At 49.1% G+C, this 11,699-nt stretch carries 10 protein-coding genes; 5 read left to right on the top strand and 5 right to left on the bottom strand.

Translation table 11 applies throughout. The features are described from left to right. Nucleotides 1–295 precede the first annotated feature (295 nt). The 4 genes from KDK14_RS13085 to KDK14_RS13070 all read left to right on the top strand — a co-directional run bounded on the left by KDK14_RS13085 (nt 296) and on the right by KDK14_RS13070 (nt 5,302). Nucleotides 296–1,504 (top strand): amino acid permease, encoded by a 1,209-nt coding sequence (locus KDK14_RS13085; RefSeq protein WP_257265591.1) that lies wholly within the window; start codon nt 296–298, stop codon nt 1,502–1,504. 286 nt (nt 1,505–1,790) lie between these two features. Next, nucleotides 1,791–2,111, top strand: a complete 321-nt coding sequence (locus KDK14_RS13080) for a GIY-YIG nuclease family protein (protein WP_257265590.1) — start codon at nt 1,791–1,793, stop codon at nt 2,109–2,111. Between the two features lie 338 nt (nt 2,112–2,449). Continuing rightward, nucleotides 2,450–4,165 carry an AMP-binding protein gene (locus tag KDK14_RS13075; protein ID WP_257265589.1) on the top strand — a complete coding sequence of 572 codons (1,716 nt, stop codon included), beginning with the start codon at nt 2,450–2,452 and terminating at the stop codon, nt 4,163–4,165. A 705-nt stretch (nt 4,166–4,870) separates the two neighbouring features. Then, a complete protein-coding gene (locus KDK14_RS13070) occupies nt 4,871–5,302 on the top strand; it encodes a hypothetical protein (protein WP_257265588.1) in 432 nt (143 codons plus the stop codon). 66 nt (nt 5,303–5,368) lie between these two features. On the opposite strand, the gene KDK14_RS13065 is transcribed toward KDK14_RS13070, so the two are convergent. Beyond that, nucleotides 5,369–6,106, bottom strand: coding sequence for a DsbA family protein (locus KDK14_RS13065; RefSeq protein ID WP_257265587.1), 738 nt, complete (start codon nt 6,104–6,106; stop codon nt 5,369–5,371). A gap of 475 nt (nt 6,107–6,581) precedes the next feature. On the opposite strand from KDK14_RS13065, the gene KDK14_RS21495 reads away from it, so the two are divergent. After that, on the top strand, nt 6,582–7,073 hold the full coding sequence (locus tag KDK14_RS21495) for a prepilin-type N-terminal cleavage/methylation domain-containing protein (RefSeq protein WP_306671539.1): 492 nt from the start codon (nt 6,582–6,584) through the stop codon (nt 7,071–7,073). 81 nt (nt 7,074–7,154) lie between these two features. Here the strand turns inward: KDK14_RS21495 and KDK14_RS13055 are convergent, their stop codons facing one another. The 4 genes from KDK14_RS13055 to KDK14_RS13040 all read right to left on the bottom strand — a co-directional run bounded on the left by KDK14_RS13055 (nt 7,155) and on the right by KDK14_RS13040 (nt 11,589). Continuing rightward, complete coding sequence (locus tag KDK14_RS13055; RefSeq protein WP_257265586.1) at nt 7,155–8,864, bottom strand: hypothetical protein; 1,710 nt, start codon at nt 8,862–8,864, stop codon at nt 7,155–7,157. Nucleotides 8,865–9,052: 188 nt separating this feature from the next. Further along, nucleotides 9,053–10,096, bottom strand: a complete 1,044-nt coding sequence (galE, locus tag KDK14_RS13050) for a UDP-glucose 4-epimerase GalE (RefSeq protein WP_257265585.1) — start codon at nt 10,094–10,096, stop codon at nt 9,053–9,055. Nucleotides 10,097–10,112: 16 nt separating this feature from the next. Continuing rightward, on the bottom strand, nt 10,113–11,009 hold the full coding sequence (nadC, locus tag KDK14_RS13045) for a carboxylating nicotinate-nucleotide diphosphorylase (protein ID WP_257265584.1): 897 nt from the start codon (nt 11,007–11,009) through the stop codon (nt 10,113–10,115). Nucleotides 11,010–11,043: 34 nt separating this feature from the next. Then, complete coding sequence (locus tag KDK14_RS13040; protein ID WP_257265583.1) at nt 11,044–11,589, bottom strand: ketopantoate reductase family protein; 546 nt, start codon at nt 11,587–11,589, stop codon at nt 11,044–11,046. Nucleotides 11,590–11,699: the final 110 nt, after the last annotated feature.

The raw sequence follows: 11,699 nt of genomic DNA, 5'->3' as shown, positions 1-11,699 counted from the left end.
AATTTATCGCAACCGCAGCAGGGCAGTCTATTCTCGGACAGCCTCCCAGGGTACAACACAAGATTCCTTCCCGGCTCTCTGGTAAGACAAGTTGTTTCACATTCTGCAGGCCCCGGCCACCGGACCTTCAGATTTCTGACAAAAACACCTTATAAGTAGAAAAAAATCTAAAACAGTCCATTATTAGTACTGTCAGGTTATTTATAGAGTCGTTTTGACGAACTATTTTATCCAAGCCTCCCGCTTTCAAAAGCTATTTTCGTGGCTTTTGTTTTATCAAACAGGTGGACCGAATATGAAAAGTCAGACGTTGGGTAGCAGCCTTCTGGTCGCCGGTACTTCGATTGGTGCGGGTATGCTGGCATTACCACTGGTGTCTGCACTGACCGGACTGGGCTGGAGCGTATTCCTGATGTTGTTGATGTGGGGGTTATCAACCTATGGCGGGCTGTTGATCGCCGAGGCGTGTCGGGCCTGCCCTGAAGCAGACAATTTGCATGGCGTCATGGGGCGTTTAATGGGGCCGGTTGGTCAGGGTATTGCCGTCATCGCCATGCTGTTTCTCTATTATTCCCTGTGCGCTGCGTATATTTCCGGTGGTGCCAATGTTCTGGGCAGCCTGCTGGCAAAAGAGGGCGTTCATCTGCCTTTTCGTATCATTGCAACGGTTGTGGTATTGCTGGTTGCCATTCTGGTGGTGACCGGTACCCGAGTCGTTGATGTGGTCAATCGGGTGATGTTTGCTCTGATGCTGGCCTTGATGCTTTATATCGTGGTGTCACTATTGCCTGAGGTCAGTTTGAGTAATCTTGGGCTGGAGAACAGTAGCCCTGGTGTTCTACTCGCTGCGCTGCCGGTGTTATATACCTCATTTGGCTATCACTGTGCGGTACCTACCGTTGTTCAGTATGTGCAGGGGAAACCACAGCGATTTCGCCATGCCCTGATTGGTGGCAGTGCCCTGCCGTTCAGCATTTATATTATCTGGATGGTAGTGGTGATTGGTGTGATTTCCTCCGGGGTGGTGGTGACTATGGCACACCGTCCTGACGGTGTCACGTCGCTGATGGATGCCATAGGCAATCATTCCCGTACGTCCAGTTTTGATTATATGATCAGTGCCTTTGCAGCTTTTGCCCTGGGCACCTCATTCCTGGGCGTGGCGCTTGGGCTATTTGACTATCTGGCAGAAGTCTTTGGTCGTTCCCATGGTATTTGGGGGCGGATTGAAACCATTATGCTCACGCTACTATTGCCGCTGCTGGCAGCTATTTTTATGCCCGGCAGTTTCGTTACTGCTCTGGGTTACGCCGCCGTTGCCCTGGTGATTCTGGCGGTGTTCATTCCCGTGGCACTGGTCTGGAAGGTTCGTAAACTCCACATGGAAGAACCCTATCAAGTGGCAGGTGGTATTCCGGCACTGGCTATTGCCATCATTGTTGGACTTTTGGTTATTGTTGCCCAGTTTGGGGTCATCGGTGGTGTATTACCTTCTATTGGCTAATCGGCTTTTATTGGCTAATCGGCTTTTATTGGCTAATCGGCTTTCTGAGAATAGACTGTCTTGATATAAGTAGTTGGCTAAATGAAATCATATTTTTCGGATAAGTGGTCATTCACTCTGCGGCACAACAAATCCCACACATAGCTACGGCTATGCTCCCTACGCTTGCATAGTAAATGCCCACTTAACCAGAAACATACGATTCCATTTGGCCAACTACTTAGTACCAGTTCCCGGACACCACCGGATCGAGAAGCAACTTGGAATCGTTCAGGAAGAGCAAGCAATGTCAGATGGAAGTTGGTCGGTTTACATAATTCTCGCCAGTGACAGCAGCCTTTATACGGGCATTACCACGGATATTGAGAGGCGATGGCAGCAACATTGCAATGCCAGCGGAGCGAGGTATTTCAGGGGACGAAAGCCACAGCAGTTGGTCTATCTGGAAGGTGATCACGACCGTTCATCGGCCAGCCGACGGGAAGCCGCCATCAAAAAGCTGACTCGCCCACAAAAGCTAAGCTTGCTCTGCTCACCGCGAAATTGCTGTGATCTTTGGGCCAGGAGGCTGGTTAATAGCAATCACCAGAAGGTTTTCCGAGAATAGACTGCCCTACTACGTTGGCAGCAAATTGGTCTAAAAATTCCTGCTTTTTCACTCCCAAGCATCAGAAATTCTTATCCTCAATTTCTCGCTACCCGCGCTACGGGGGGCCAGACGGGCGCTATTCACAGAGAGCCTCCTGGACCTTTATGGCTTTTTAGCACAAAAAGAAGCATGAAATACCATTTTTGGTTCAAGCTTGAACGTTTAAATAGTATGATTCCCAAAAAAAAAGTGAAGCAGGAAGGACATTTGTAAGACACCTGCAACCCATAAAAAGCAGGGTGTATACAACGTTTCGCTGCCTTCGGATAACAACAACAAACAAGTATGAGGTGTTCATGGAAGCCAGTTTTTGGGATGGCAAGCGTGCTCCCGGTGTTGCTGACCAAATCAATCCTGAAAAGTTCAAAAACCTCGGTGAAGTCATTGAACATGCAGTCCATCAATACGGCAACCGGCCAGCCTATACCAGCATGGGCAAAACGGTCTCCTTTAACGAAATAGATCAGCTTGGTACCCGGTTTGCTGCCTATCTCCAGAACCATACGACACTGAAGCCCGGTGACCGTATCGCTATTCAACTACCGAACCTTATTCAGTATCCCGTCGTCGTTTATGGTGCTATCAAGGCCGGGCTGATCATTGTTAATACTAACCCTCTCTACACGGCCAGGGAGATGAAACATCAATTTACTGATTCAGGAGCCAAGGCGCTGGTCTGCCTTAATGTTGTTGGCCACCTGGTGGAGGAGATTGTTCAGGATACGCCAATCAAGCACCTGATTGTCGCTGAGCTGGCCGACCCTTTGCCCTGGCCGAAGCGGTCGCTGATTAACCTGGCGGTAAGGCACCTCAAGAAGATGGTGCCTTCTTATCAACTGCCACAGGCGCTGAGTTTCAATCAGGCCATGAAGCTTGGGGCAAAAGCCCGGTACATTAAACCCGCACCGGCCAACCCTGGTGATGTGGCCGTACTACAGTATACCGGAGGAACAACCGGGGTGGCCAAAGGCGCTATGCTGACTCAGCGTAGTTTGGTCAGTAATGTCATGCAGACGGCCAGTGTTATGTCCCAGGTGGATGATCATGGTGTGCCACTGACAAAACCAGAGGGCAATACGGCGGTTGCACCCCTGCCTCTTTATCATATCTACGCTTTCACCGTGCACCTGATGACCTTCTTCCAGCAGGGTGGACACAGCATTTTGATTGCCAACCCACGGGATATGGATACGTTTGTCAAATCCCTGAAGCCTCACAAGGTGAATATATTCATCGGCTTGAACACACTATTTGTTGGCTTGATGAATCACCCGGAGTTTAAAGACCTTGACTTTTCCGAACTGCAGTTAACCATGTCCGGTGGAACTGCCTTGCAGGCGGCAGTTGCCAACCGTTGGCAAGGTATCACGGGGTGTGTTATTTCCGAGGGTTATGGCCTTTCTGAAACATCTCCCGTGGTATCCCTGAACCCGGCGGGCAGTTACTCAAAATTGGGTACTGTCGGCTTGCCTGTGCCCGACACAGCGCTGAAGACGATCGATGAACAGGGAAATGAGCTGCCATCAGGGGAGCGTGGGGAGCTGTGTGTCAAAGGCCCTCAGGTGATGAAAGGGTATTGGCAGCGTCCAGAAGCGACGGCAGAAGTGATTGACAGTGAAGGCTGGTTTAAAACCGGAGATGTTGCCATTATTGATGAGCAGGGTTATGTGCAAATTGTCGACCGGGTTAAGGATATGGTGCTGGTGTCAGGTTTTAACGTGTATCCCAATGAAGTGGAAGATGTGGTTTCCAGGCATGATAAAGTGCAGAACTGTGCCGTTATTGGTGTACCCGATAAGAAAACCGGTGAGGCAGTCAAACTTTTTGTTATTCCCGAAGACAAGAGCTTGACGTCGGAGGAGATCAAAGAGTACTGCCGACTGAACCTGACCGCCTATAAAGTTCCCGGGCAGGTTGAGTTCCGGGATGTTTTGCCAATGACGCCGGTCGGTAAAATCCTGAGAAAAGATCTCCGTGGCGAAGAAATGAAAAAGCACGAAACAGCTTCCTGATTTCAGCAAAGCCCCGGTACTTTCTGGGGCTTGGTAATTAAAATAACTTTTAATATGCTTGGAAATTATTGTTTAATCGATTCATTTGATTTCAGTCAAGGTTGTGTTTCAGAATTTTTAAATATGAATTAAACTCATTAAGCCAGCTTTTCATGTGATAATCGAGTAGTTGCTTTTTATTTTTCCTTAAAATGAGAGTGAATTATTATGTTGGTCGTGCTTTGATCAGTATTCTGATTTTTTTATCTTTTCTCTTTTATGCTGTTGCTTTATACCTTTATTGTTGAGCATTACTGACTCCCCGAAACTATGCGATGAAAAACCTGATTATTCGTTTTATTCCTTGTGATTCATGGCTTGGTCGCTAGTTGAGTAGTTAACCAAATGAAATCGTACTTCCTGACTAAGCGGACAATCACTCTGCGGCGTTACAACTCCGGTCACATAGCTACGGCTATGTTCGCTCCGTTGTGTCTTGTATAGTAGCTGTCTACTTAGTCAGAAAATACGATTCCATCTGGCCAACTACTTATAGGCCGTTTACTAAAAAGTATTTTTTGCGAGGTGATGAAAAAATATGCTCTTTTTTCATTAACAAGGTACGGGGTTTTGTCTATTTACAGGCAGGGTTGTCAATGTTAAGTTTTTATCTATTTCCATCCCTACGTTTAATTGATTCCTTGATTTACCAGATTGGTTCAAACAATGAATATTTTTGATGAAGCTCTCGGTGTTCTGAAGTCTAAAGTTCAGGTACGCAAGCTCTTTCATGATATGCACGCTGAAGACCTTCAGCGTGTCATCGGTCGCATAGAAGCCATTTACGAAGAAAAGATGATGGCTGAAATGGAGGTTCAAGAGGAGCAGGCCCGCAAAAAAGAGGCGCTGGATGCGGTTGTTAAACAGATGAAAGAGCTTGGACTCTCGCTAGGTGATATTAAAGACCTGACAGAAGATAAAAGCAGCGGTAGCCGTAAAGGAAAAACACGCCAGCGGTATTTGTTTCGCTACGAAGCCGTTGATGGTTCACCGGTAGATTGGGAAGGGGCGACAACCGGGCGTATTCCTGCGGACTTCTCAGACTATCTTGAGCGTACCGGTAAAGATCGCAAGGCCTGCATCATCTCTGAAATCTGATAAGTGTTAAAGAGTTCGACAAAAGGCCCTGTTGGTTAACAGGGCCTTTGTTGGTTTTTGTCTTTTCTATTTGATTTGTCTGAGCCTTTTATCAACCATCTCTTTCAGAACATTTTCCTGCGTAAATCCACGAACTATTGCGTCGGGGAACACCAATGCCGGAGTACCGGTAATACCCAGCCTCTGGGCTAGCATAATATTGCTTTCCAGTCGTTTGTTAATATCATCATCCACAGCGTTTTTCAGTGCGTCCAGATTCAACCCCAGTTTTTTGACACTACTGGCAATGGAATCCGAATCATGTCGGGCACGATGGGACATGAACTCTTTATGCAGTGCAAGGTAGGCGTCATTACCTTCAGCCCTGGCTGCTAATAACAGGGCAGCCGCCTCTCTTGAGCTTGACCCAAGGATTGGCAGGTCTTTATAGATAATTTTCAGGTCAGGGTAATGGTGAACAAGCGCTTCCAGAACCGGATCCTGCTTTTTGCAAAATCCACAGTTAACATCACCAAAATAGACAATGGTCAGCTTGGGTGTTGATGACCCGACGAAGGGATCATCACTGTTGTGAAAAAGCTCCGCCGTACTGCGGGTGAGCAGCGAGTTTTGCGCCTGTGTTTTGGCTAACTCTTCTCTTTTTTTCAACTCATTGACAACGTCGATAAAAATTTCAGGATTTTCCATCAGGGCTTCGCGCACCAGCTCTTTGACCTGTTGTTGCTGTTCCCGGTCCAGCGTTGCAGCCTGACTGCTGATTGGCAGGATAAGTGCGGTAGCGGCGATGGCCAGCAGCTTTTTCATGGTTAACGTCCAATGTAATGATCAGGGTTGTCTTTATCATACCGGTTTGACCGGCTGCAATGGAATGCAGTCGCCATAGGTTAAGGCAATAAAATTGTAAATTGAATAAACAACGTCATTACTTTGGCTATCGGACGAATGGCAAAAAAAAGTAGCTGATCTGTCAAAGACTGGGTGACAGGAGGTATTACACGATAAGCGGTGTGGACGGGTTTATTCCAAAAGACGCCAATTCTTATGGTTTTATTCTTCTAATCAGCGGGATATGTTGTGTTTATGGTGAATTTTCCCTGCTGACAAAACTATCTGCAAAAACTATTTGCATGAGTCTGCTGCCAGTGGGTTTCTGTGTGGGCCGCCTGCCACCACTGCTGAACTTGGCTATCCTGTTTAAAGAGCTGCAGGACGGTGCCGACAGATTGAGCAATGGACTTCAGCACGCTGTCAAAAAAACTCATTGGTCGAGGAAGAAAATATGAAGACGAGGATGTCGGAAATCCGTAAGGCGTCGGGTTTTACTCTGATTGAATTGATGATCGTTGTGGCGATCATTGGTATTTTGGCGTCGGTAGCGATTCCACAGTATCAAGCGTATACCAGGAACTCAACGGCTCAGGCCGCACTGAGTGAAGTGAAGGCATTTCAGACAGCTGTGGCAATTTGCGCACAGACAGCGACTATTCAATCCTGTCAACCCGGTGGTGTTGGTAGTGGTGTACCCGCTGTAGCGGGCACAAGAGTGACCATTGGTGCTTACGTAGACAATACTCATGCAGAGCTGATAGTGACGCCAGCGAGTTCATTTGGTACTCAAACTCTGATTTTCCGATCCGATGCTACTGGTGGTAACTGGAAGATGTCCTGCAATAATGGTGGCGATGCCACTGCAAATAATCTTTGCGCTACCGATGCCGTCATGAAGAACAAACAATGGAATGGCGATTCTAGTGGTGCTTTTCCAAATTAGTTAACGCTTGCCACGTTTCCGGGCTATGTGACTCAAAGGTCTACAAGCTCGGGAATGCAACTTGTTGAGTTTATTGTGCTTTTACCCGGTTTTCCGACTAACAGGCTCAACCAGAAACTCAATCAGTTCTGTAACCTCCTTCCTGTTCACATAGTCCTGTAGATCTTTCATCCGTTTACTGCCAATCGTTGGGCACTTATCCGAAATCTGCCGGGATAACAATCCTCGTAAATCCGTTATACACCCAGCCAACTCGCGGGCATTGCTTGTCCCGATGCCCGGAATACTCAGTGCACGGATCTGTTGCTCCAGGCTTTTCGAACGTTTGATTGACTCGATGTATTGTTGGACTTCCTTCGGATACATACCAGCCGATTGCAATGAATGGGGTGCCAACTGCAGAATGTCCACCAGTGTCTGGATTGTTCCCGATTGAACCCATTGATGAATAGCTGGCTTGCTGATCGCTGCAATATCAAGCCCCTGTTTACCGGTTAGCCATATCAGGCGAGCGATAAACTGTTGTTCACAACCCGGTGCCATAGAGAGGCAGGTAAAGGGCGTATAACGGCTTGTATCCGAGAGTTCCGGGCTTACCCTGTTTGCAGGGCGAAAAAGCACCCTGCCAAAGACTGGTATGGCATTACCCTTGAGTTTGATACTGATTCGATCCCCCACGGCAAGCCCATTCTTTTCCAGATTTTGAATACTGCTCAGTGACAGGGTTGATATGGTTCTGTTTTTCAGCGTCACCGGTTCAATATGCACCACGGGTGTGATATTGCCGGTTCGCCCAATAGTAAATTCAATCGCCTCCACTGCTGATGAAGTGGTTGCTGGCGGAAACTTCCATGCCATGGCCCAGGCCGGTGTATTGCCTGCCCAGCCCAGCTGCTTTTTGACGGTTTGGCTGTCGGCCTTGATCACAATGCCATCCAGCAAAAATATGGGCTTTTTGAGGGCAGCGTAGTGCTCAAGGTGCTGTTTGATCTCAGGGTAGGCTGTGGTTCGGTGGGTATGCTCCAGGGGTAAAGGAAAGCCCATACCCGCTAGAGCTGTTATTGACTGTAAACCCCTATTAAACGGGCTGTTAACCCACTGCCATGGGAAAAAATCAAAGGCTTTTATGACTTCCGCTTCTGGCTCAGTCCGGTTGAGCTGACCGGCAACCAGATGTCGGGCACTGGCATACTGCTCAAGAATGGATGGAGCGATTATGTCAAGCCGGGCAAATAGTTCTCCATGGAGAATGAGTTGGTTTTTTTCATCATTATCCACTGTTTTCGGGATCAACGGCATTTGCCGGATATGATGGAGGATATCCACTCCAACCTCGCCATTGCCCCGGGTGGAAGCCTGGATTAACCGCCCCTTGTGATAGACAAGCTCCACTGCAACGCCATCAATCTTCGGCTGTACCAAAAAACCACTGTCAGCTATTCGCTGTAAAAAGCTTGTGACTTCTTCCGCGGACTGCGCTTTCTTCAAGCTGCCCATTGGCGCCTGGTGGTGAATCGTATACCTATTGTGCAGTGTTTGGGAAAGGGGTTTCCCGGTGGCGATGGACGGGAAGCACGCTTGCCAGTATTTCAGCCTGGCAAGCAAGTCGTCGTATTCTCCATCGCTGATGATGGGGGCGTTCTGGTTGAAGTACAGTTCATCATGGTAAGCCACTTCATCCGAAAGCCTGCCGATCTGTTCAGTGGCTTCCCGTTGATCCCACTGGGGGCAGTCATCTGCCCAGGCAGGTAGAAGAAAGGTTATCCACAGGAGCAATATTATTTTTTTCATGCTTGGATTAAAGCATGAAAAGGTGGGTGGTTACATTATAAGAAATATGCATTACTGCAAAGGACAGAGTGCAATAAGATCATAAGAACTGAAACCACAAAGTCACAAAGTGCACGAAGAAGAGCTTTTCTTTTCCTTTGTGTCTTTGTGGTTCCCTGCTTTTAGCTTTTCAGTAGCCCCAAAGCTGGTTAACTGTGATACCCGTTCGGATTCACCGACTGCCAGCGCCAGCTATCCGACACCATATCGTCCACCCCTTTTTCCGCTTTCCAGCCCAGTTCATTCAGGGCCTTTTCCGGATTGGCATAACAGGCGGCAATATCACCGGAGCGTCTTGGAGCAAACTGGTAAGGCACTGGCTGTTGCGATGCCTGTTCAAACGCAGCAACCATTTCCAGCACGCTGTAGCCTTTACCGACCCCCAGGTTCCAGGCATGGATACCCGCAGTTTTCTGCAACTTCTCAATAGCACGCACATGGCCCAGAGAGAGGTCAACCACATGGATATAGTCCCTGACTCCGGTTCCATCATGGGTTGGGTAGTCGTTGCCGAAGACACTGAGCTTGTCCAGCTTACCGATGGCAACCTGAGCGATATAAGGCATCAGGTTATTGGGAATATCATTGGGGTCTTCACCGATTCTGCCGGAAGGGTGCGCACCAACCGGGTTGAAGTAGCGTAGCAGGGCAATTCGCCAGCTATTGTCCGACACATGCAGGTCCTGAAGAATTTCTTCTATCATCAACTTTGAGCGGCCATAGGGGTTGGTTGCCGAGGTTGGGAAGTCCTCACTAATGGGCAGGCTGGCCGGGTCACCATAGACCGTGGCAGAAGAGCTGAACACCAGGGTTTTCACATTGGCCTGCTTCATCGCCTCCAGCAACACCAGTGTCCCGTTCACATTGTTATCGTAGTAAGCCAAGGGCATGGAGACAGACTCGCCAACGGCTTTCAGTCCGGCGAAATGGATAACAGAAGCTATCTCATGGTTGCTGAACAGTGAGTTCAGCAGTTTATGGTCGCGAATATCCCCTTTAACAAACTCAAGTGTCTTGCCGGTGATCTCCTGAACCCGTTTCAGGGATTCCTCACTGCTGTTACTGAGGTTATCCAGAACAATGATCTCATGGCCATCGTTAAGGAGTTCCACGCAGGTGTGGCTGCCGATATAGCCAGCGCCACCGGTGACCAGAATTTTTTTTGTTGTGTTTTTGCTCAAATTGCTGCTCAAGGCTGCCTCCGTGTATTTAAAGCTGCTCAACGATCCGCATGGACAGATCCACAGACTGGCCGTCTTTGGTCAGTGTGCCAATAGAGATAAAGTCGACCCCGGTTTCGGCAATGGGCACCAGGGTCTGATCATTAATACCACCGGACGCTTCCAGTTTTGGGGCTTTGCCGGGAAGTTCCCTGTTCAGCCGGACGGTCTCGGCCAGCTGAGCCAGCGGGAAGTTATCAAGCATGATGATATCGGCTCCGGCCTCTCTGGCAGTCTTGAACTCTTCCATGTTTTCCACTTCGATCTCTACCGGTTTGCCGGGAGCGATGTCGTGAGCCCTTGCGACTGTCCGGGTAATGCCGCCACAGGCGGCAATATGATTTTCCTTGATTAAAAAGGCATCAAAGAGCCCGATTCGATGGTTGTAGCAGCCTCCGGCCGCGACGGCGTATTTCTGGGCAACCCGCAGGCCAGGCAGGGTCTTGCGGGTATCGAGCAGTTTGACGCCAGTACTACTGACCAGACTAGCATAGCGCTGGCAGCGGGTTGCTGTGCCGGAGAGGGTCTGCAGGAAGTTCATCGCGGCCCTTTCGCCGGTGAGCATGCTGCGGGCAGCGCCTTTGAGAACCACCAGCACCTGGTTCGGCTCAACCTGTTCACCTTCTTTTATATGCCACTCCAGCTGAACATCAGGATCAATCTGGTGAAATACCTCATCAAACCAGGGGCGTCCGCAGATGACGGCATGGTCTCGACAAATAATCCTGGCGAGCGATTGTCGGGTTTCTGGAATCAGGGCAGCGGTAATGTCTCCGGAACCTATATCTTCCGCCAATGCCTGGCGAACATTGGTTGCTACGGCGCTGTGTATCTGGTCTCGCAGAACCGGGCTCAGGTTTTCAGGCAGTGTACAGGATGCTTTCATGGTCATTCCGGAGGCTGGCATTCTTTGGCGGGGATTATATACCCAAAGGAGAAACCATTGCAGGCTGCCCTGTCTTGACGCCTGCAACGCTTAACTGATCCATCAGCTGATGATGGCCGGTGACGGTGACCCCCAGAGTATTGGCCTGCTGAATCAGAAAACCGTTGATAAACGACAGTTCTGTGGCTCTTACCCGCCGTGCATCCTGCCAGGTTGATGACAGGTTGCTGGCGGTGATCTCACAGACACTGTAGACGCTCTCCCGGAGTGCGGTTGCAGGCATTCCAAGCGCCGCCAGAACCTTGCTGGTCTCGATAATTAATTGATCCTGCCGGGCCTGTTTTTCGCCATTATCCAACAGCTCACCATTGCGGCAGTTGAACAACGCGGTGAGGCCGTTGATACAACTGTTAATAGCCAGCTTCTCCCATAGCTTCTGCTCAATGGTGTGGCACTGACGGACCTTTAATCTGAAATTGTCGCACAGGTCATGAAAGCCCGGTTCGGATTGTTGCTGAGCGCTGAGCGGGCCAATCCAGGTCTGCCCCCGGCCTGCGTGGCATACTGCAAAGGGGGCCATCAGGTTAGCGCCATCGGTACTGGAACCTGCCCAAACCCTTTGCCGTGAAAAATATTTTGCTCAACCATTTTTCATCCCTGGGGGTGGCGCAAAATATTTTCACGCGCCAT

It is taken from the genome of Endozoicomonas sp. ONNA2, assembly GCF_024606365.1.
Taxonomy (GTDB): Bacteria; Pseudomonadota; Gammaproteobacteria; order Pseudomonadales; family Endozoicomonadaceae; genus Endozoicomonas.
Note: the sequence above shows the minus strand (reverse complement) of the source record. Positions and strands in the feature narration are given on the sequence as shown.

Coding starts and splice junctions, on each gene's coding strand:
- KDK14_RS13085 (WP_257265591.1), top strand. CDS start 296: ATGAAAAGTCAGACGTTGGGTAGCAGCCTTCTGGTCGCCGGTACTTCG.
- KDK14_RS13080 (WP_257265590.1), top strand. CDS start 1,791: ATGTCAGATGGAAGTTGGTCGGTTTACATAATTCTCGCCAGTGACAGC.
- KDK14_RS13075 (WP_257265589.1), top strand. CDS start 2,450: ATGGAAGCCAGTTTTTGGGATGGCAAGCGTGCTCCCGGTGTTGCTGAC.
- KDK14_RS13070 (WP_257265588.1), top strand. CDS start 4,871: ATGAATATTTTTGATGAAGCTCTCGGTGTTCTGAAGTCTAAAGTTCAG.
- KDK14_RS13065 (WP_257265587.1), bottom strand. CDS start 6,106: ATGAAAAAGCTGCTGGCCATCGCCGCTACCGCACTTATCCTGCCAATC.
- KDK14_RS21495 (WP_306671539.1), top strand. CDS start 6,582: ATGAAGACGAGGATGTCGGAAATCCGTAAGGCGTCGGGTTTTACTCTG.
- KDK14_RS13055 (WP_257265586.1), bottom strand. CDS start 8,864: ATGAAAAAAATAATATTGCTCCTGTGGATAACCTTTCTTCTACCTGCC.
- nadC (WP_257265584.1), bottom strand. CDS start 11,009: ATGAAAGCATCCTGTACACTGCCTGAAAACCTGAGCCCGGTTCTGCGA.
- KDK14_RS13040 (WP_257265583.1), bottom strand. CDS start 11,589: ATGGCCCCCTTTGCAGTATGCCACGCAGGCCGGGGGCAGACCTGGATT.